15 protein-coding genes are annotated in these 21,127 nt (G+C 69.6%); 2 read left to right on the top strand and 13 right to left on the bottom strand.

Features of this window, described 5'->3' with window-relative positions; all coding sequences use genetic code 11:
* The first annotated feature begins 17 nt into the window (after positions 1-17).
* Positions 18-1,304 (top strand): ATP-dependent Clp protease ATP-binding subunit ClpX, encoded by a 1,287-nt coding sequence (gene clpX, locus ACFFRH_RS42185; protein ID WP_344750031.1) that lies wholly within the window; start codon positions 18-20, stop codon positions 1,302-1,304.
* A 55-nt stretch (positions 1,305-1,359) separates the two neighbouring features.
* On the opposite strand, the gene ACFFRH_RS42180 is transcribed toward clpX, so the two are convergent.
* From ACFFRH_RS42180 to ACFFRH_RS42165, 4 genes are all read right to left on the bottom strand, one after another.
* Positions 1,360-2,319, bottom strand: coding sequence for a tyrosine-type recombinase/integrase (locus ACFFRH_RS42180; RefSeq protein WP_344750032.1), 960 nt, complete (start codon positions 2,317-2,319; stop codon positions 1,360-1,362).
* Positions 2,320-2,756: 437 nt separating this feature from the next.
* Positions 2,757-6,551, bottom strand: coding sequence for an nSTAND1 domain-containing NTPase (locus ACFFRH_RS42175; protein WP_386163681.1), 3,795 nt, complete (start codon positions 6,549-6,551; stop codon positions 2,757-2,759).
* A 24-nt stretch (positions 6,552-6,575) separates the two neighbouring features.
* Positions 6,576-7,112, bottom strand: coding sequence for a hypothetical protein (locus ACFFRH_RS42170; RefSeq protein ID WP_344750034.1), 537 nt, complete (start codon positions 7,110-7,112; stop codon positions 6,576-6,578).
* 273 nt (positions 7,113-7,385) lie between these two features.
* Entirely contained in the window at positions 7,386-7,595 is a 210-nt protein-coding gene (locus ACFFRH_RS42165) for a hypothetical protein (protein WP_344750035.1), read from the bottom strand.
* 106 nt (positions 7,596-7,701) lie between these two features.
* On the opposite strand from ACFFRH_RS42165, the gene ACFFRH_RS42160 reads away from it, so the two are divergent.
* Positions 7,702-8,253, top strand: coding sequence for a S1 RNA-binding domain-containing protein (locus tag ACFFRH_RS42160; protein WP_344750036.1), 552 nt, complete (start codon positions 7,702-7,704; stop codon positions 8,251-8,253).
* Positions 8,254-8,326: 73 nt separating this feature from the next.
* Here ACFFRH_RS42160 and ACFFRH_RS42155 read toward each other — a convergent pair whose 3' ends face one another.
* From ACFFRH_RS42155 to ACFFRH_RS42115, 9 genes are all read right to left on the bottom strand, one after another.
* The gene (locus ACFFRH_RS42155) at positions 8,327-8,749 is read right to left on the bottom strand and encodes a DUF6262 family protein (protein ID WP_344750037.1); all 423 of its coding nucleotides are present in this window, start codon (positions 8,747-8,749) and stop codon (positions 8,327-8,329) included.
* The gene (locus ACFFRH_RS42150; protein WP_344750053.1) at positions 8,739-10,901 is read right to left on the bottom strand and encodes a tyrosine-type recombinase/integrase; all 2,163 of its coding nucleotides are present in this window, start codon (positions 10,899-10,901) and stop codon (positions 8,739-8,741) included. The genes ACFFRH_RS42155 and ACFFRH_RS42150 overlap by 11 nt, the downstream gene beginning before the upstream one ends.
* The gene (locus tag ACFFRH_RS42145; RefSeq protein WP_386163676.1) at positions 10,901-12,124 is read right to left on the bottom strand and encodes a tyrosine-type recombinase/integrase; all 1,224 of its coding nucleotides are present in this window, start codon (positions 12,122-12,124) and stop codon (positions 10,901-10,903) included. Before ACFFRH_RS42145 ends, ACFFRH_RS42150 begins: the two co-directional genes overlap by 1 nt.
* Before the next feature lie 66 nt (positions 12,125-12,190).
* Positions 12,191-15,061, bottom strand: coding sequence for a Tn3 family transposase (locus ACFFRH_RS42140; RefSeq protein WP_386163674.1), 2,871 nt, complete (start codon positions 15,059-15,061; stop codon positions 12,191-12,193).
* Positions 15,062-15,348: 287 nt separating this feature from the next.
* Positions 15,349-16,599: an RNA polymerase sigma factor gene (locus ACFFRH_RS42135; protein WP_386163672.1), complete on the bottom strand. Its 1,251-nt coding sequence runs from the start codon at positions 16,597-16,599 to the stop codon at positions 15,349-15,351.
* Between the two features lie 20 nt (positions 16,600-16,619).
* Positions 16,620-17,027, bottom strand: coding sequence for a YciI family protein (locus ACFFRH_RS42130; protein WP_386163701.1), 408 nt, complete (start codon positions 17,025-17,027; stop codon positions 16,620-16,622).
* Between the two features lie 149 nt (positions 17,028-17,176).
* The gene (locus ACFFRH_RS42125; RefSeq protein ID WP_386163670.1) at positions 17,177-18,730 is read right to left on the bottom strand and encodes a hypothetical protein; all 1,554 of its coding nucleotides are present in this window, start codon (positions 18,728-18,730) and stop codon (positions 17,177-17,179) included.
* 348 nt (positions 18,731-19,078) lie between these two features.
* A complete protein-coding gene (locus ACFFRH_RS42120) occupies positions 19,079-20,041 on the bottom strand; it encodes a DUF4394 domain-containing protein (protein ID WP_386163668.1) in 963 nt (320 codons plus the stop codon).
* A gap of 462 nt (positions 20,042-20,503) precedes the next feature.
* A complete protein-coding gene (locus ACFFRH_RS42115; protein WP_386163666.1) occupies positions 20,504-20,806 on the bottom strand; it encodes a helix-turn-helix domain-containing protein in 303 nt (100 codons plus the stop codon).
* Positions 20,807-21,127: the final 321 nt, after the last annotated feature.

Here is a 21,127-nt window from a genome sequence, read left to right as displayed (position 1 = left end):
CGAGGAGACGCTTTCCCATGGCACGCACCGGTGACCGCGGCGCCCCGCTGAGATGCACGTTCTGCGGGAAGAGCCAGAGACAGGTCATGAGGCTCATCGCGGGCCCCGGCGGCGTCTGCATCTGCGACGAGTGCGTCGAGCTGTGCAACGAGCTCATCGAGGAGGAGTTCGGAGAGACCTCGGGCTCCTCCGGGAGCGGGCCCGGCGGGCCGCCGAAGCCGCGGGAGATCCACGAGTTCCTCGGGCGGTACGTCGTCGGGCAGGAGAACGCCAAGAGATCCCTCGCGGTCGCGGTCTACAACCACTACAAGCGCGTGCGCCCGGACGCGCGGCACGCCTCGGGCGGGGAGCCGGTCGAGCTGGGCAAGTCCAACATCCTGCTGGTCGGCCCGACCGGTTGCGGCAAGACCCATCTCCTCCAGACCCTCGCCCGGATGCTCGACGTCCCGTTCGCGATCGCCGACGCCACCGCCCTGACGGAGGCGGGCTACGTGGGCGAGGACGTCGAGAACATCCTGCTCAAGCTGATCCAGGCCGCCGACCACGACGTCAGGAAGGCCGAGACCGGCATCGTCTACATCGACGAGATCGACAAGATCGCCCGCAGGGGCGAGAACCCGTCGATCACCCGCGACGTCTCCGGCGAGGGCGTGCAGCAGGCCCTGCTGAAGATCCTGGAGGGCACTGTCGCGAGCGTGCCGCCGCAGGGCGGGCGCAAGCACCCGCAGCAGGAGTTCATCCAGATCGACACCACCAACGTGCTGTTCGTCGCCGGTGGCGCGTTCTCCGGCCTGGAACAGATCATCGAGTCCCGGACCGGCCACAAGGGCGCCGGGTTCGGCGCCCCGCTCCGCGCCGCGCCGGAGCGGGACGTCCTCTCGGAGGTCATGCCCGAGGACCTGCTGAGGTTCGGGCTCATCCCCGAGCTGGTCGGCCGGCTTCCGGTGGTGGCGACCTTCCAGCCGCTGGACCACGCGGCGCTGGTGCGGATCCTCACCGAACCGCGCGACGCCCTGACCAAGCAGTACCGCAGGCTCTTCGAGATGGACGGCGTCGAGCTGGAGTTCACCGAGGGGGCCCTCGGCGCGATCGCCGACCAGGCGCTGCTGCGGCGCACCGGCGCCCGCGCGACCCGCGCGATCCTTGAGGAGATCCTGCTCAACGTGATGTACGAGGTGCCGGGCCGCGAGGACGTGGCCCGCGTCGTGATCGACCGCGACACCGTGCTCGGCACCGTCAACCCGACACTGGTGCCGCGCCGCCACCCCGAGCGCGGCCCCGAACGCCGCGACCGGTCCGCCTGAGAGGGGTCCCCGTAGCGAACAGCGAAAATCCAACGGATATGGATCTGACCTGCGGTTAGTGGGTTCGGCGTGGCGGGGCGAGGATGCTGGTGATCTCGGCCACGGCCTCGCCGCCGGGGCGGGTGTAGCGCATGGCGGTGCGGGGGTTCTTGTGGCGGGTCTTGGCCATGATGAGTTGGAGCGGCACTTTCTGTTCGCCCAGGTGGGTGGCGGCCGAATGGCGCAGCTGGTGCGGGTCGAGGCCGAGATGCCGCTCCATGAGCACGCGCACCCGGTCGTAGCCCAAACGGGGTCGTTCGGTGTGGGGGCAGATGTGCTCGGGGCTGGGACGCCGGGCGGGGACAGGGCGTCGGTCGGCGAGGAACAGCGGGCCGCGCGTTCGGACAAGCCCGTCGGGGTGGCCGTTGGGCAGTCGGAGCAGGCGGGGTAGGAGGCGGGCGGTGCCGGCGTCCCAGTACACCCACTCAATGTCGCCGCCCTTGGACCGCAGCGGCGCGCGCCGGTTCTCCAGGTCCAGGTCCTCGACGTTCAACGAGAGGACTTCGAAGGCGCGGGCGGCGGTCTCGTACAGCATCCGGTAGAGCGTCTTGTCCCGCAGCGGGAGGTCGCGCCGGGACAGCAGCCGTTCCAGCTTGGTCTTGGCGACGGCCTTGGTGTGGTCGACGCTCTCGCGGCGACGTTCGACGTCGGCGGGGACCGACGGCGCCGCCCATCTCTTCTTGGTGGCGCACCAGGTGAGCCAGGAGGAGACGGCGGCGCGGTTGCGGTTCCAGGTGGCCGGCGCGCATCCGCCCCACAAGATGGTGAGGGCATCGCCGATCTCGGTGTCGGCGACGTCGGCCAGGAGCCGCTCGCGGCCGCCGACCGCGGCGATGGTCCGGTCGATGGCCGAGGCGTAGGCGCGGCGGGTGTTGTCGTTGGCGACCCGGTGGGTGGACAGGAATTCGTCGGCCGCGTCGCCGAGGTTGATCGCGGTGCCGCGTAGCGCGGTGACCTTCGCGTTGGCCGCGCTCACCGCTCGCCGCCCGACACGGGAGCGATGTACCGGATAACGTGCCCGAGTCGCGCACCGGCCGCGAGGGCGGATCCCCAGCCCGGCGAAGATCGTTCAACGCTCATGTACGTGATAATAGGCCATTATCACGTACAGCAAAGTGGTGGCGTCGGCGGTGAGCGTGAGGGTTGCCCGGTATCGCCGATCCTCTGCCGGCACGGAGGCCTGAGTAGGCGTGCCTGAGCACTGTCCGGTGTTCAGATGAGTTCAGTGCGGCGATTGACCTCTATAAAAGGTGCAGCACCCCGCTGCAACGCTCTGGGCAGGGGGCGTGTTGTGATGCGCGATCAGGTAGGTGATGCAGTTCGCAGCGATGTGCGTGACTGGGTCAGCTGATGGTCCGGTTGAGGGCCTCGGGGGCATTTACGATGGATGAGCGGCTCCGGGCGCATGTCCAGTCAGCAGATCTTTCGGTACGCCGGGCCTTCCGGCACGTACTGCTTCCATTCCTCCTGAGTAAAGGAACGGCCCACCTGGGCACACAGAAATCCCAAGGTATCGACAAGATAACTCACGTCCCACAACCGCACCGTCCCGTCGCTGCCGCCGCTGGCCAGGGTTTGGCCGTCCGACGTGAACGCCACCGAGTCGACCGGGCCCTGGCCGCCGTCGAGCCGGACTATTTCCCGGCCGCTGGCCACGTCCCATAACCGCACCGTCCCGTCGTAGCTGCCGCTGGCCAGGGTTTGGCCGTCCGGTGTGAACGCCACCGAGTCGACATAGTCCTGGTGGCCGGCGAGCTGGGCTGTTTCCCGGCCGCTTGCCACGTCCCACAACCGCACCCTTCCGTCGTCGCCGCCGGCGGCCAGGGTGCGGCCGTCCTGCGTGAACGCCAGCGAGTCGACCGAGCCGGCGAGCTGGGCTGTTTCCCGGCCGCTAGCCACGTCCCACAACCGCACCCTTCCGTCGCTGCCGCCGCTGGCCAGGGTTTGGCCGTCCGACGTGAACGCCACTGAGGTGACATGATCCTTGTGGCCGGTGAGCTGGGCTGTTTCCCGGCCGCTGGCCACGTCCCACAACCGCACCGCCCCGTAGTCGCGGTGGCCGCTGGCCAGAGTTTTGCCGTCCTGCGTGAACGCCACCGAGAGGACCGCGCCCTGGTGGCCGGCGAGCTGAGCTGTTTCCCGGCCGGTGGCCACGTCCCACAAGCGCACCGTCCTGTCTTCGCCGCCGCTGGCCAGGGTTTTGCCGTCCCGCGTGAACGCCACCGAGCTGAACCCGTCCCGTATCAGCGCGTTGACCCAGTCCTGGCGGCTAGTGAGATAGGTTTCCTGGTAGCTGGTCACGTCCCACAAGCGCACCGTCCCGTCTTCGCCGCCGCTGGCCAGAGTTTTGCCGTCCCGCGTGAACGCCACCGAGTAGACATAACCCTCGTGGCCGGTGAGCTGGGCCATTTCCCGGCGGCTGGCCATGTCCCACAAGCGCACCGTCCCGTCTTCGCCGCCGCTGGCCAGAGTTTTGCCGTCCCGCGTGAACGCCACCGAGTGGACCGGGCCCTGGTAGTCGGCGAGCTGAGCTGTTTCCCGGCCGGTGGCCACGTCCCACAACCGCACCGCCCTGTCGCTACCGCTGCTGCCGCTGGCCAGGGTTTTGCCGTCTTCCGTGAACGCCACTGAGGTGACATGATCCTTGTGGCCGGTGAGCTGGGCTGTTTCCCGGCCGCTGGCTACGTCCCACAACCGCACCGTCCCGTCGCTGCCGCCGCCGGCCAGGGTACGGCCGTCCGACGTGAACGCCACCGAGGAGACATAACCCTTGTGGCCGGTGAGCTGGGCTGTTTCCCGGCCGCTGGCTACGTCCCACAACCGCACCGTCCTGTCGCTACCGCCGCCGCCGCTGGCCAGGGTTTTGCCGTCTTCCGTGAACGCCACCGAGTCGACCCAGCCCTTGTGACCGGTGAGCCGGGCTGTTTCCCGGCCGGTGGCCACGTCCCACAACCGCACCGTCCCGTCGCCGCCGCCGCCGGCCAGGGTTTGGCCGTCCGACGTGAACGCCACCGAGTAGACCGATTCTTCGTGGATGGTGGGCTGGGCTGGGCCGGTGAGCCGGGCTGTTTCCCGGCCGGTGGCCACGTCCCACAAGCGCACCGTCCCGTCGCCGCCGCCGCCGGCCAGGGTACGGCCATCCGACGTGAACGCCACCGAGAGAACCCAGCGCGGGAGGTCGACAAGAGTGGCGATTCCGGGGCGGGTGGCTGCGGCCTTGAGGCTGTACTCGGCCTCTATCGCGGCGGGGCTGTTCTGGTTCAAGGAGTCACTGATGCTGCTGGCGGTCATGCTCAGCCGTTTGGCCTGGACGGGGTTGCTGTCGTCCGTGGTTTCGCTTCGTTTGCTGAGCAGGGCGACGATGGAGGCGTCGCGTTGATCCACAGCCGCTTGCTGGCTGCGCTGGACGATGATCGTGGCGGTGGCCAGGAGCGCGACCAATACCACCAGGATGGTGCTGGTGGCCCGGCGGCGGTGGGTGCGGCGCTGCTGGGCGCGGGTACTGGCGGCGAGGAATTCGTGTTCGGCGGGTGTGAGGGGCAGGGGGAAGGCGGGGTCGGCGAGGCGTTGCGCGGCGGTTTCCAGCAGGCTGCCGGTGTACAGGTAGGACGGGTCGCGGCTGGGGGCCCATTCGGCGGCGGCGGCGCGCAGCCGGGTGTGGATCAGGCGGTCGGCGTGGGTTTGGGCCAGCCATTCCTCGCTGAGCAGGGGCCAGGCGCGCAGCAGTACCTCGTGGCTAATCTCCACGGTGTCGGCGGCCAGGGTGAGCAGGCGTTCGGCGGCGAACGCCTGCAGCACCGCCTCCACCTCGCCTACCTGGGCGGGGGTTCGGCCGTCGGTCAGGGCGGCGCGGGGGACGCGGTCGGCGGTGTCGATGCCGTCGCTGCCGGTGGTGGTCAGGCGCAGGAAGATCTGCCGGGTGAGGTCCTGCTGGGCGGGGGTGAGCCGGTTGTAGACGCGTTGCGCGCTGTCGGCGACCGCGCCTTCGATGCCGCCGGTGCGCTCGTAGTCGGCCAGGGTCAGCAGCTGGCCGGTGCGGTGGCGCCAGGCCTGGTCCAGCGCGTGGGACAGCAGCGGCAGCGTCCCGGCGCCGCCGGCCGCCGCGGTGGAGGGCGGGCCGGGTGCTGCGGGCTGGCGGGTGTGGATCTCCCGCAGCAGCGTCTGGACCAGGTCGTCCTCCACCTCCGAGCTGGCCCGGCGGGCCGGTTCGGTGATGGCCAGGCGCAGTTGCCGCTCGGTCATTCCGGTGAGCAGGTGACGGTCCTGGACCGCCTGGGCCAGGGGCGGGTAGTCGGCGCAGCGGGCCTCGAAGTCGGCCCGGACCACCAGCACCACCAGCGCCGCCGGTGCTTGGTCGGGGCCGTGCCCGACGGTGGCGGCGGCGTGCAGCGCGGTGATGAACGCGGCGCGCTGGCCGTCGTCGGCGCACTGGGTGAACAACTGCTCGAACTGGTCGATGAGCAGGACCAGCCGCCGCTGCCCATCCGGTTCTGGGATTGCCGGCTCCTGCCCGTCCGGTTCTGATGTCGGCGGGTGTGGCACCGGCGGGGTTGGTGGTGGGGGGATTGGTGGTGCAGCGCCGGCGTGCAGGGCGGCCTGGCGGGCGGTCAGGGCGAACCCTTCCGGATCCTGGGCCAGGGCGTGCCGGACCGTGCCGGCATCGGTCCCGGCCAGGGCCGCGACCCGGGCCGCCAGTTCCTCCAGCGGGGTCCGGGTCGGGGTGAACAGCAGGCAGGGCCAGCGGGCCGCGTGCGGCGCGCCGTCCAGACCGCTGCCGCGCAACCGGGGCAGGATCCCGGCGCGCAGCACGGAGGACTTGCCCGCGCCGGACACCCCAGAGACCATCAGCAGGCCGCCGGCCGCCGCCTGGCGGGACAGGCGGGCCATGAGCCGGCCGGTGACCTGCTCGCGGCCGAAGAAGTAGGCCGCGTCGCGTTCCTGGAAGGCGTTCAGTCCGCGGTAGGGGGAGTCGACTGTGCCGCGCACGTCCACCAGCGGCGGCACACCCGCCGTGTCGCTCCAGGTGTGACGGCCGTAGCTGTAGATGATCTGGGTGTTGCCCTCGCCGATCTGCACCCCGGTCGCGGTACGCGCGTCGATCACGTACTGCGGGCCGTCCCCGCCCGGCTCAGCATTCGACTCGGCGGTCGGCGTTGCGGACGGCCCGGCAGGAGGTGCAGGCGGGCCGGGAGCGGGCTGCGGATCCATCGGGGGCCTCGTGTCCTGCGGGGGTCAGGTCGGGTCAGGCGGGGTCGGTGGGCGGGTGGAAGGTGTTGTGCTGGGTGAGGTGCTCACCGACTTGGACGGCGTGGGCATGCCGCAGGTCCACCACGTATTTGCCGGTGCCGGTGGACGGCTCATCGGTGTCACTAGGCCGCGGGGCGCGCTCGTCGCCCCCGTTGTCGCCCGCGTCGGCGGGTGCGGAGACCGGTCGCCGGCCGCCACCGGCGGAGCCTGCTGCGCGGCTGCTGCCGTCTCGGGCGGGGCGATGCCGGCCGGGATGCGGCCGGCGCGGGCCTGCGCGCGCAACGCCAGCACCGCGACCACGAGCCCGGCCGCGCCCAGCAGCATGCCGGAGAACATGCCAATCACGCTGGCCCGCTGGTCCAAACTGTCCAGCAGTTTCGGGGGCAGGTTCAGCGGGTCGGCGAAGAACCACAGCAGCCCCGCCACCAGACAGGCCGCCAGCACCACCAACGCGATGATCGCCATGCCGCGCCACAGCCGCGAACCCGTCGCTCGCCCCGCCTCGGGCGTCGTCTTCGACATGCCTCCAGAGTGCCCCCTGAACCGGCGCGAGCGGGGCCGAAAGCAGCAAAGCGTTACAGTCGGCGGGACCGTTGGTTGCGGGACAGCCTGGAACCCTCTGGATGATGCAACGCCGCCGGGCCCTGCGCCATCTCATCGGCGACGCCTGTGCCACTCTTGGCGTCGGCACCTTGAGCACCGCGAAGATCAGCCAACGTGGCACACGTGAAAGAAAAGATCATCTCGCGCTGGCCTGCGAGAAGCGGCCACGAACCCAAGATAACGATCGCCAGGTCAGGGGTTGAGCAGGAAGGTGGTGCCGGCCTCGTTCACCAGTGTCGGGCGCAGTGGCCGCCATCCGTCGTCGAGCTTGGCGGTCTCGCCTTCGATGTCGACCTCGATGAATCCGAAGAAGTTGATGTTCTCTCGGTGGCCTGGTGCGATGAACGACAGCAGCTCGTCGGGGACCTCGCGGCCCTGCTCGCGCAGCTCGGTGATGCCCATTGCGTAGTACTCCGTCGTCCACGTGGTATCTGGGGCTGCGATCTTGAAAAGAATTGTCCTTGCAGGTCGATCACTTGCGGTCGCGTCCGTATGAAAACGTAGGGGCATGCCAGAACCTGCCCTTACCAACCTGGAGAAGAACTTCCTGCGCACGTTGCGCCGAGGTCAGCGCATCGAAGGAACAGTGATCGAGGTCGCTGACTTCGGCGTCACCTTTGTTGATATCGGCGGATTCACCGCGATGATCAACATTCCCGAGCTGTCGTGGCGTCGCTTCAACCACCCCTCTGACGTCGTTTCCGTTGGGCAGCAGGTCACCGCCGAGATCCTTGATATAGATCTCGAACGTGGGCGGGTGGCGTTGTCGCTGAAGGAGTTGCAGGATGATCCGTTTCCTGAGCTTGAGCAGCAGATCGGATCGCTTGTCAGCGGACCGGTCACCAAAATCGCGCCGATCGGGGTCTTCGTCCGCGTGGAGGACAGAGACGACGGCTTCGAGGGTCTCGTGCCGAGCACAGAACTCGCAGGTAATGAGGTGGAGGTCGGCGACATCCTCACTGTGAAGATCAATCTTGTCGACGTTATCCGGCGGCGAATCGGCCTGACGCTCGTGCAGGCGCCGACTGGTCTCAATGGTGCCGATGACGGCCATGTGTGAATGTGCGCGGTCGATGTTGACTCTCGTCTCGAGGATGTCTCGTCACGGAGGTAGAAGCAGTCGGCTCGGGTCGTCATTTGTCGGGAGCGGAACCTGTTCCTCGCGGCCCCAGACGTCTGCGTAGTTCGAGGTTCTCACCGTGCGCAGCCTCGAGTGCTTGTTTGAGTGCGGTGATTTCGTCGCGGTGACGGCGTTTGAGGTCGGCGAGTTGTGTGGTGAGGGTGCGGACCACGCTGCTGGGCCGGTCGGGATCGGGCGACGCAGGGGTCGGTTGTGGAGTGGCTCGTTGCTGGTCGCGTAGCTGTTCGACGCGGCGGCGGAGTTCGGCGTTGCGATAGAGGAAATCGAGGGAAACGCCTGCGGCCTGGGCCAGGGCTCGGAAGGTGATCGGGTCTCCGCGGCGGATCATGTCGCGCAGACCTTGTTCGGCCCGTTGGGCGGCTGCTGTGCTCTTGGCGGCGGCAGCTCGGCGTAGGTTGTCGGGATTACCGCGCATCGTGACGCTTCTCCTCTGCCTGGACGGCCTGGGCATCGGTGCGAGCAGAGACGCCCGCGCCGCGGACGGCCCTGGCGCCATCGGCGGGAGCGGTCTGCTCGATTTTGAGGATGATCCGGCCGAGGGCGTCTTGTTCTTGGAGGCGCCCTGCGAGCCAGATGTTGTCGGTGCTCATCGGCTGGCCGGTGCGGGTTTGGAAGGTGCGGCGGCGTTCGGTGATGAGCTGCTCGGTGCGTTGCTGCTGCGTGCGCAGTTCAGGCAGGAAGCTGGCGTCGGTGGTGAACTTGTCGCAGGTCAGGCAGGCGTTGCCCTTGTCGCAGCTCTGACGTGGGGGCAGCAGGCACCAGCCGTTGGGCAGGATTCGGTCGGTGCGTTTGTCCAGCTCCAGCATGTCGTAGAGGTCTCGTGGGTCGGTCTGCAGATCACGGCCGTCGGCGGTGATCTTGCGATAGCGCAGGAACTCGGCCTCATGCGTGGCGGCGAGGGTTTCGGCGTACTCCATGGTCATGGTCGGAGACAGGTGGCCCATGTAGCGCTGGACGACGTGCAGCGGGACGCCGGCGTTCAGCAGGCTGGTGGCTTTGGTGTGGCGGAAGCGGTGGGTGCGGTTGAAGTCGACCAGCCGTCCGATGCTGTCACGGATGTCCAGCTGCTGGGCGAACTCGGCGAGCGTCTGATGGACTCGTTCCAGTGGGAAGGCCTTGTCAGCGTGCCGGTTCATCTTGTGCGCCAGGAACAGATATTTCGCCCTCACGCCGGACGCCCAGCGTGGCGCGAGGTGGGTGTCGGCCCACTGCTGCTGCTCACGGATGATCGCAACGATCTCGGCGTCGACCAGCAGGGTGTCCGGAGCCTGCTCGATCTTCGTTTGCTGATAATGAAGCTTGGCGACGAACGCGCCGTCGGCTGCGTCCTGCGCGCTGGGTGGGGTGAGCTGGTCCAGCGGCAGCAGCGGGTCGCGGTCGAGCATGCGGATCTCGCTGATCCGACGGCCGGTGCGGGCCACCAGCATTACGATCCGCATCACCTGCTCATCGTCGATCCCGCCCGCTTCGGCTGATGCGCCGAGGAGATGGAGGTTGGCCATGATCTGCGAAAAGGCGGCATCGTCGATGACCTCCCGCCGCTCGGGCCGGACCTTGGGGCGGCCCTTCTCCCCGTGCCGCCACAAGATGGCGTGATAAGGGCCCAGCTTCAACCAGCCCGGCTCCTCCAGGACGCGCGCCGCGCTCTCGCGGTGGTCGGTCATGAACGCGTAGAACTTCTCGACATCAGTGACGATGTCGTTCACCCGCAGTTGAGACAGCGGCTTGCCGCGGTTAGGGCCGGTGCGGGCGGTCAGCGTGCGGACATGGGCGAGGTAGTCCAGCATGAACAACCGGACTGCGGCCGGATCCTCGCGCAGCCACGGCGGCGGGGCCGGCTGCAGCCCGGCAAGCCAGTCGCCGAAGACCTGTAGCCCAGATCGGCGGGAGCGCAGAGTGGTCCAGGTCAGATCGCCGGTCTCCAACGAGATCTTGAAGTACCACTGGGTCGCATGCCGGAGCCAGAGCGGATGCAGCTGCTGGAAGTAGACGCTGTGGTCACCATGCGGTTCGTGTTCCCGGCGTGGAATCTGCGGATCAAGTTCGGGGTCCCAGACCTCGCGCCGCCACCAGGGCCGCTGGTCATAGGCGGTCCACAGCATCTGGTAGCACCGCCGCATCAGCGTGGTTCTGCTGAGCAGCCAATGCTGGCCGGGCACGCGGCCGTTGGCCCGGGCCCAGGTGACCGCAAGCGCGCGTTCCCATTCGCGAGGCGTTCCCGCCATCAACGATTCGCGCAGCTGCGGATGCTCCTCGACCGTCGCAGCCAGCCAGCGGACCAGCGAGCTGAGCGCCCCGACCGGAACGCGGCCGCCGAGCTCGACCATGCGCCAGCAGCACCAGGCCAGCTCCCGGTCCATCGGCTCGGGCAACTGCCCAAACCGAAGCCGAAAACCGCGCTGATGGCTGATCGAAAACGCCGAGGCGTCCTCAGGCCGCAGGTCGCCAGAGGCCAGCTCGACCGTTCGAAACCGCGCCGGAACCGCCAACCACAACGCATCCAGGACCCGCCCCTGGAAGCTGCCGGACGTGTCACGCAGGTTCTCCAGCAGCAGCTTGGAACCCATCAGCACGGCCCGATCTGCGTGCCGTCGGCGGACATCGCCCGCCAGCCAGCGGTGAGCTTCGCCCAATCAGCGACGGCTCGTAGCTCGGCATCGTCGGTGACGTGAGCATAGGTGTTTAGTGTGGTCTGCACGTCGGCGTGTCCGAGCCGACGGCTCACCACATGCACCGGCACGCCAGAAAGCAGCAGCGCGGTGGCATGGGTGTGGCGGAACCAGTGCGGCGTCCAACCGTCCGGAGCCTGCCCGGAAAGATCCCGGCGAAGACGATCCACCAGGTCATAGACACTGTCAGGCTGCCACGGCGCAAAGCGCGGCTCGCGCTCCAGGTTCACGAACACGCAAGTGCCGTCGAAGTTGTCGGTGACCAGATCGGCGCCGGCTTCGCAGAGTTGCCAGACGTACTCGCCGTAGAGACGATCGAGATCGTCGGAGACGAACAGTCGCCGGTAGCCGCTCTTGGCCCGGACCTCGTGCGGGTGCTCGCGCGGGACCACCTCGATGAACGGGGTGTCGCCCCGGCCGGTGTGCCAGTCCTGGTGCTGCAGTCCCAACGCCTCACCCAGCCGCAAACCGGTCTCCGCGAGCAGGCACCACAGCAGCCGGTTGCGAACCGATCCGCGCCATTCCCGGGCGTCGTCGTCCCAGCTCGCGCACGCGTCGCAGATCCGGTCGATCTGACCGGGCGTCAACGTCGGCGGCACCGAACGGCGCTGACGAACCCGGATCACCGACTGGCGGCGGCCAGACCGCCGCGCAATGTGCTCCAACAGAGGTTTGTAGGCGACTCCGCCTCCGTGCACGACCCGGCGCAGGTCCGCACCGACGCTGACCCCGTTGAGCAGGTGATAGCCATAGAAGGAGATCACGGCCCGCAACCGGACGGCGATCGTCGACTCGGCGAACCGGGACGGATGAGGCTCGATCGGCGCAACCTGCGGGCCGTTCCCCGTCCGCAGCCAAGTCAAGAACGCGCCGAAGTCCTGCAGCGTTACCTGTGTCCAGCCGAGCTCGAACTGCCCCAGGTAGTCCCACCACAGCGCCAGCGCCCGCGCGTAGGACTTCACCGTATTCGGCGAGCATCGCTGTGCTCGCAGGTACTCCAGATACTCTTCGGCCGGTCCGATCGGAAGATGATCAGCGCCGAGCACCGTCCACGTCCGCTCCCCGCTCGGCAGCGCCACACGCTGAGCCCGGCAGAGACCGGCAGCCGTTCCCGTTGTCACCCTGCGTAGCGTAGAGACCTCAGATAATCCGTACGCAAGGAACGGTGAGACCTCCTGAAATGCCTCTTACGCTGCGTTGCAGACGGCTTCTTCCCGCCCCAGATAACACGTGATGACGGCGTTGGTGAGGATGGTCAGACACCAGGACTGCTCGGTCTGGTCGGTCAGGTGGGGCCGGACGATCGTGCCTTGCTGGGCGTAGTGCAGGTCCCGGCGCAGCGCGTGCAAGCTCTCGCCCTTGTTGAGCTGCCGGGAGATCTTCCGCCGGTACACCGGGTCTGACAGGTACCGGGCGGCATGGATCGTGCGGCGGATGCGCCCCCATTCCTTGATCGCCGCTGCGAGAGTGTTCTGCCGTGAGGCCGCCGACCATTTCCCGACCACCAGGGACGCGGTCGCCTCCCCGAACTTCAGCGATCCGGCCATCCGCAGCATGTCGTCCCAGGTGGCGCGGATCAGATCCTCGTTCCACCGGTCGGCCAGCAAAGGTCCGGCGTGCGGGTAGAGGGCGTTGGTGGCGGTCGGGTTGTCGACCCGCTGCATCGTGATCTTCCCCAGATCGCGGATCCGCGGGGTCAGCGCCTTGCCGACGAGGTCGAACAGCCCGAAGTTCACGAGCGTGGCGCCGTGGGTGTCGGTCGCGTGCTCGTGGATCGGCAGGTCGGTCTCGTTGCCGAGCAGCTCGTCCAGGGTGTAGTTGGCCTCGCGGGTGGTGGGGACGATCTGCTTGGTGCCGTAGGTGGACCACTGATCGGAGACATGGGTGTAGGTCGACAAGACCTTTCCCCCGTGGATGTTCATGTCACGGCCGGTCAACGACTTGCCGCGGATGGGGAAGCGCTGGCCGTCGGAGGAGGACATGGTGCCGCCACCGAACTTCCCGGCCAGCTCCAGCTGGTAGTGGTGGTTGACCAGCACCGTGTTGGCCTCGCGCAGCGTCTCCTCCCGCACGTACCACTCCTGGGTCCAGGCGAGGGTGTCGTAGGAGACGCCGCAGGCCTCCGACATCCGGGTCAGTCCGAGGTTGGTGGCGCCTGCGATGAGCACCGCGAGGATGTTGCGGCGGGTCTCCACTGACAGGTTGATCTTCCGGCCGCCGGCATGGGTGAAGCAGTCCAGGAACTTCGTGCGGACGTCCAGCTCGATCAGCAGCGAGGCGATCGGCACGAACGGCAACATCCCCGCCAGCTCCTCCCGCAGCGCCTTGGCCTCGGCGGGGATGTCCTCGGCCGACAGTGGCGGGATGACCAGCCGACCTTCCTCGTCCAGGCGGACCGCGCCCACGTCGTTCGGAGCGGCGTTCGCCAGGGTCTCCTCCAGTTCCTCCAACGCCTGGTGGAATTCTTCCTTGACCTGGTCGATCGCCTCGGACGCGGTGGCGGACCTGCGGACCAGCTGGCAGAACTCCGCCCGCTTGCCCTCCCACTGCTCCGGGGTGAACAGGTAGGTGCCCGGGTCGGCGTACCGGCGCGAGCCGGGCACGAACACATCTCCGGAGCGGAGCCCGTCTCGCAGGGCGAGTACCACGCATAGCTCCCAGTAGTGCCGAAACGCCGTGTCATCACCAGCCTTACGGGCCTTGGCCAGGTAGTCGGCGTACCGAGCCGGAACGAACGACGTCGGCGCCTCGGCCGGGACCTTGCGCCCGTGAGTCCGGTTCAGTTCCTTCAAAATCATCAACGCGGTCATCAGATCCTGGGCGCCGGGCCCACCCTGAAAATCGATCACCGACAGCACCCTCGGAGTGAAGCGGCGCAGGTAGGTGTAGGAAGCCTCCAGCGCCGCCAGCCGCCCGTGGTCGCGGGGCAACGGCTTCCACGACACCGAGGCGACCTCGCGGAGCTTGTCGAGTCCGATCTGGTCGCGCAGCAGACCGCCGACCTCCTCGTCCGGGATGCCCGGGTCGTTCAGCACCGGCAAGATCACATCCATCAGCAGCTGACGGGCCTCGCCCCTCTTGGCCCGCTCCGCCAGGGCCTCGTCAGTCTTGGCCTTCGCGTGGGACTCGCGCGCCGATACCGCCTGGTCGAACAAGGCGATGACCTCGTCCAGCTGGTCGACCGCCGACTGCGCGACCAGCGAAAGCAAGATCGGGTAGCGGCGCTCCTCCCGCCGTTCCAAGCCCTGCACCGTGGACCGGCGGGCCACCGTGGCCAGGAAGCGGCGCCGCTCCCGGGGCAGCATTGACAGGTCCAGCTGGTGGGCGTCCATCCCCCGCAGATACAGCAGCTTGTCGACCGACACCCCGATCGCCGGGACACTCGCCTCCACCGCCGGCGTCGTCAGCCACCGCAGCCGGGACGTCCCGATCTCCGGATCATCCAGCAGCAAACCGTCCAGGCCGGCCCGCATGGATCGGGTGAGCAGATGCCCGACCTTCTGAGTGGTCAGCTTCCCCGCCGCCGCGCGGGCCGTGGTCACCAGCTCCATCAGCGTGACCACACCGGGCCGCACCACCTGGGCGGCCTGCAGGTGCTCCACCGCCTGCTGGAACAGCAGACTCGGAGTGTCGTGCTCCATCGCCCGATCCAAAAGGAACTGCTCCAGCTCCTTCCACTGGATACTGCCCGGCTTTGGATTCTTCCACGTCAGGTACTTCAGAACCGCCTTCAGATGATCGCTGCGGGTCTGTGGCCGCTTCCGCGTCACCCGGTCGTACTGTTCGAGCATCCCGGGGAACACCGCCATCTGGCCCGCCAGACGCAGCAGCGCCGCCTGCGGGATCTCAAGGAGGTCGTCGGGGATGTAACCGAGCCACGGCAACGTACACAGCTGAACGGCCAGCCCCAACCGAGCCTCCGGGCCCCGGCCCGGTGCGTCCAGGAACCCATGCTCGCGCGGCGTCAACGTGAAGTACTTGTTCAGCTCCTCGCGTCCGATATCCGGGAACGACCGCAGACGCTCCAACTGCTCATCCGACAGGAACCGCGTTGACATCAACCACCTCGTACGTCACAGAACACACGAACCATGACGAACCGTAGTCGAGAAGATCAACAACCGTCCCAGAAACCTGTGTAACCGCAGCTCAGAGGCCTATCCGTTGGATTTGCGCTGTTCGCTACGGGGACCCCTGAGAGCTCCGGACCTTGCGGCCAGGCTCACGTGCCCTCCCGCTCGCACGTCCGGACGCAGGCCGGTCTCGCTCAGGTGCCGGTCCGCGTGCGCACCGGGACGCCGGCGGCTCCGCTCAGCACGTGCCGCCGGGACGCCGGCGGTCTCGCTCAGGGGGTCCGCCCGTCCTCCAGGCGTGCCGCCTTGGCGTGCAGGTAGCGCTGCTGGGGGAGGCCGGTCGCGCGCCGGGCCGCCTCCCGGTAGCCCTCACGCGCCGCCGCGTGATCACCGGCCATCTCCAGCAGGTGCGCGCGGACCGCGTGCAGCCGGTGGTCCGCGGCGATCCGCCCGTCGGCCGCGAGCGGATCGAGCAGGCCGAGCCCGGCGTGCGGGCCCCGGGCCATGGCCACCGCCACCACGTGGTTCAGCGCCACCATCGGGTTGTCGGTGATCCGCATCAGCAGCTCGTACAGCGCGGTGATCTGCGGCCAGTCGGTCTCCTCGGCGCTCGGCGCCTCGTCGTGGATCGCGGCGATCGCCGCCTGGAGCTGATAGGGGCCGGCCGTCCCCCGGGAGAGCGCGCCGGTGATGAGCGCCACGCCCTCGGCGATGGCGGCCGCGTCCCACCGGCTGCGGTCCTGCTCGGCCATCGGGATGAGCGAGCCGTCCGGCCCGGTGCGCGCCGGCCGGCGCGCGTCGGTGAGCACCATGAGCGCGAGCAGCCCCGTCACCTCGCCGTCGTCGGGCAGCAGCCGGTGGACCATCCGGGCCAGCCGGATCGCCTCCGCCGACAGCTCGACGCGCTGCAGGTGCGGCCCCGAGGTGCTGGCGTAGCCCTCGTTGAAGATCAGGTAGAGCACGTGCAGGACCACGCGGAGCCGTTCGGCGCGCTCCGCGCCCGAGGGCATGCCGAACGGGACGCCGCTGTCCTTGACGCTGCTCTTGGCCCGGGTGATGCGCCGGGTCATGGTCGCCTCCGGCACCAGGAACGCCCGCGCGATCTCGGCGGTGGTCAGGCCGCCGACCGCCCGCAGGGTGAGGGCGATCTGCGAGGCCGCCGACAGCGAGGGGTGACAGCACATGAACAGCAGGATGAGCGTGTCGTCGGACTCCGCGGCGGGCCGGTCGGCGGCGGGCGCGTGCCACCGGCCGGGCGGCGTCCACCGGGCGACGGTGTCCTCACGGCGCCTGCGCGCCTGCTCGGCGCGCAGCAGGTCGGTCAGCCTGCGCGAGGCGACCGTGATCAGCCAGCCCAGCGGGTTGTCCGGGAGCCCGTCGCCGGGCCAGCGCGTGGCGGCGGCGAGGAGCGCCTCCTGCGTCGCGTCGTCGGCGGCGTCGAAACGCCCGTAGCGCCGTACCACCGCGCCGAGGACCTGCGGCGCCAGCCGGCGCAGCAGGTCCTCGAACTCGGTGCCGGGCACGGTGCCGGGCTCAGGGACGATCAGATCGCCATTTCGCCCTGGAACTCCTCGACCGGCCGTACGTCGGCGTAGGAGTTCGCGGCGATGTCCCCGGGGGCGGGACACTCGCCCAGCCGGGCGGCGATCTCGGTCGCCCGGTCGAAGCTCTCGCACTCCACGATCCAGTAGCCGGCCAGGACCTCCTGGGTCTCGGCGTAGGGGCCGTCGGTCACGACCGGGACACCGTCCTTCGACCCCACCCTGCGGGTGTGGACCGGAGCGGCCAGCCCCCGCGTCTCGACGAACTCACCGGACTCCTCCAGGTCCCTGGAGAACTCCTCCATGAACGCGTGCATCGGCGCGAAGTCCTCCGGCGACAGGGCCGGCCGGCCGCCGTCCTTGCCCGCCATGGCGTCGTAGTCCCGCTGCGAGCCGTACATCAAGATCATGTATTTCACGGTCTCTTCCTCTCCGCCGGCGCCGCCGTGGCGCCCGGCACCGGAGACGTCGGAGCCGCGGACCTCCACCGGACATCCGCTCGCAGCCAGATCGCCGACGCCCGCTCCTCAGGTTATTGGACGCCTCCACCGGCCGGCGGTCAGGTGACGGGAACCAGGTCGGGGCCCACGACGTGCCCCTGGTGGGGCTCGGGGTCGTTCTGGTCGTGCCGGAAGTGCCCGGCGTACCAGACGACGACGTTGGTGGCGCTGACGCTCTCGCCGTTGACGAAGCGGTTCAGCATCGCCCGGTTGTCGGGGCCGGTGTTGCCGTCGTGCAGCTCGGCCGGGTGGTGGCGCAGGAACCACAGGTCGGCGACGCCGTAGGGGTCGGTGGTGTTGTCGTGCTCGCCGGGGTGTATCCGCCACCCCCGGCCGCTGGTCTTGTCGGTGACCTGCCAGAACAGGGCGGGGTGGCGTCGTTTGCGGGCGACCTCGCGCACGATCGGCACCGCCTGGGGCACGGTCGAGCCGGTGTCGTCGAACTGCTCGATCACGTCGTTGGCCGACCCCTCCACGTCGAAGTCGAAGCGCCAGTAGACGTGGTGGCGGTGGCGCATGCAGGTGCGCGGGTTGCGCACCCCGGCGAACCCGAAGCGCGGCTTGATCGTGCCGTCGTCGGTCAGGCGCCACTCCGAGGCGTAGCGGTACCAGCCGGCCGCCAGCTCGCTGACGATGCGCAGCTCGTGTCCGTCGTGGTGGAAGGCCACGCCCTGGAAGTTGCCGGCGTCGTTGTCGGGCCGTTCCAGGATGGTCCGGGGCGGCTCGGAGCAGAGGCGCCATCCCCAGCCCACCGGCTCGGTGCCGGTCGCCGAGAAGCGGGTCTCCTCGTACTGCCAGTCGCGGTAGGTGACGCCGTCCTCCTCGTACTGGACGTTGAGGATCGGCACGTGGGCCTGGCGCAGCACGAGCCTGCCCCGATGGCGCACCTCCCTCAGCTCGACCCCCGAGCCGTCGCCGGGGTTGGTGGGCGTCGAGGCGCGCGGCCGTACCACGATCATGTTCCACAGCTCGGTGGTGCCGTCGAGCACGCGCAGCCGCACCTGGTCGGGGCCGCCCCGGTCGCGCAGGCTCTCCACGGGGACGGGCAGGTGCGACTCGCAGTCGCCCGGGTGGTGCATCGCGACGCTGACACCGGCGGGGGACCAGTCGACGACACCGGCGCCGACGTCCACCGCGACGACGCGGTGCCGGGTGGCGCCCGAGGGGTCGTAGACGCCCAGGGTGGGGCGGCGGGTGGTGGTGCCGTCGGGGTTGTCCAGGTCGGCCAGCGGCGGCATGGGCTGGTAGACCAGCACGTCGTCCCCGGCGGGGAAGCGCTCGTCCGCGCGCAGGATCGCCGCGGCGGCCCGCAGCTCCTCGTGGCGCGGGTTGGGCCGGTGCGCGCTGGGCAGCACCTGCGCCTCCTCGGGCCGGTCCAGGGTCCCGCGCAGCTCGACCCCGCGGTTGGAGACCGGGTCGAACACCCCCGCCCGGAACGGGGCGCCCTCGTCCGGGGCGTGGCCGAGCGCCACCGCGGGTCCCACGATCAGCCGCCCGGGGTCGGCGCCCTCCAGGTGGGCGAGCACGGCGGGGTGGGCTCCGGCCACCTCCCGTACCCGCTCGGCCGTCAGCTCCGCCCGGCCGACTGCTTCGATGATCACTTGTACGGTCAAGGTGGTCTCCCCGTCGCGACGTCCGATGGCCGTGCCGCCCCCGACATACGGCGCCTCCCTGTCATATCGCTCCGCTCCGGCGCTGGGAAGACCCTGGATCTTCGCGTACGGCGGCACCGCGCCGGCGCGCGGGGCGGAGTGGAGCGGTGCGGTGCGGTGTGGTGACGCCGTACCGGTACGGGACGGCCGCGTCGCGGAGCGGCGGCGCGATCCGCACGCGGTCGCCGAAGGCCGAGACGGATGAGGACGGCCGGGACATGGGGCTTGCCCGTGGGAGTCGGCGGGACTCGCCCGTGGGAGGTGACCGTGGGGACGCAGGGACGGGGAGCGGCCGCGATCGGACCCGGCTCAGCCGCGGTCGAGCCGCAGGGCGATGTCGACCACCTGCCGGCCGGCGGGGAAGGCGCCGTAGTTGTAGTTGACGGAACCGGTGAGCAGGTTGACGCCGTAGAACCTGTAGCGTCCGCCGACCTTCAGCGTGGCGAAGGCGCTGTTGGAGACGGTGACGCCGTTGTCCAGCGAGCTGTGGACGTCGAAGCCCGCCGCGCCGGTCGCGGCCACCCGCAGGTTGCCGGTCGGCACCACCACGCCCGCGTTGGCGGGTGACTGCAGGAGCACCCGGGCGGACGTGGTGCCCAGGTCGAAGAGCGTCGTGGCGGTGGCCGGGCTGAGATCGTTGTTGGTGTATCCGGCGCTCAGCACGCCGGTCACGATCGGCGACGGGGCCGGGCCGGTCAGCGCGCCGTCGGCGACGGTCTGCCCCGGCGCCGGGGTGCCCACCGGGTCGTCGATGTTGTGGCGCAGGTTCTGCCCGGTGTCGCTGATCACGCGCAGCCGGTTGGCGGCGGGGTTGAAGTCGACGCCGAAGCCGGTGCCGTTCAGCGGCACGGTCAGCTGCGAGACCTTGACCGCACTGGCCCGCCCGCTGAGGGTGTAGACGCCTCCCTGGTTCCCGACGCCGTACAGCTTGCCGTCCTGTACGCGGTAGTCGATGCCGACGAGCGCGGTGTCACCGGCGAGCCCGTTGACCGCGCCGAGGTCGCGGGCGCGGCCGGGGGAGCGGATCTCGAAGCCCGCCAGACGCTGGTTGCCGGTGAGCCCGATGGCGTCGAAGCCGGGCACGGCCGCCGCCGGTGCCGCGCTCCTTACCGTGCTCCCTGCTGTGTTCTTTGTCGTGTTCCTTGACGTGCCGCTCGCCGCGCTCCTCACCGGGCTCACCGTGCCGCTCGCCCCGCTGTCCGCCGCGCCGCTCGTCGCACCGGCCGCCACCGTGCTCAGTGCCATCACGATGGCGATGAGTGTCCTTCGCATGTGCCTCTCCTTCGTGTCCTGCGTGTCCTTCGCGGCCGGGTGTCGTCGCGTCCGTACTTCGACACCAGGGCGGCCGCAGGCAGCGAACACTCCATCACAGAAGGTGACGGCGGGGCGCGCGAAAGCGGGGAGGGTCATCGGCGTGTTCGGAAACGGCGGGGATCCGCCCCGCTCGCGTTCGGGTGGAGCCTGGCGAAACCAGTGAAACCCCGCCCTCGCGTCGCGGGCGCGCGTTCGCCGGGGCTCGCCGCCCCCGAGGAGATGCGCGGCACGGCCGTCATCCGTTCGGTACGGCCCATCGACTTTCCGGGGCGCCACGCCTTCGCCCGCGCCGGCCCCGCCGCAGACCCGCGTCCCTTCCGCGACGGCCTCGGCCGGGTGTGCCGACCGGGGCGTCGGCCGAGAGGCGCGCCCGCGCGTTCTCTTCCGCCGGTCCCCGCGACGCGGCCGCGGGGTCGAGACCTACGAGGCCAGCCGTTCGCGTGCGTTGCGCCCCGGTCTCGTGGGTTCGGCTCCGCCGTCGGGCTGGTTGATCTCGGCCCACACCTCGTCGAGGGAGAGACCGAGAACGTCGGCGATCGCCGCGATGGTCGGGAAGGCGGGGGTCGCCACGCGGCCCGACTCGATCTTCCGAAGGGTCTCCGGCGAGACACCTGCGTCCAGCGCGGTGTCCAGCATCGAGCGTTCGCCTCTGGCGCGACGCAGCAGGGCACCGAGGCGCTGTCCGCGCTCGACCTCCGCGGGTGTGAGCGGCAACCTGACCATGGCCTCGATTCTAGGGCCTGTACGGGGTCGAGATCGGAGAGATCTCACCGCGCGGCGATCCGCCGTTCCGGCGGGCCGTCGTCACCGGGCGCGAGACCTTGCCGACGGCGAGCGGGCTCGATCGCCACGTGCGGCCGGCGGGGCCGAGCCGGGCCGCTTTCGAGGCGGGCCGGACGGCGAGGTCCGCCCGCCGGCCGACCGGCGATGCCGTCCACCCCTCTCCCCGGGATAATATGGCCGGGATAGTTATTGGTTGCATGAGAAGGGCGCCGCATGATCGAGATCCTGACCCCCCCGGACCTGGCCCGAGCGAAGGAGACA

The sequence above is a fragment of the Streptosporangium vulgare genome (assembly GCF_042428775.1).
GTDB lineage: Bacteria > Actinomycetota > Actinomycetes > Streptosporangiales > Streptosporangiaceae > Streptosporangium > Streptosporangium vulgare.
This window is presented reverse-complemented; position numbering and strand designations above follow the sequence as displayed.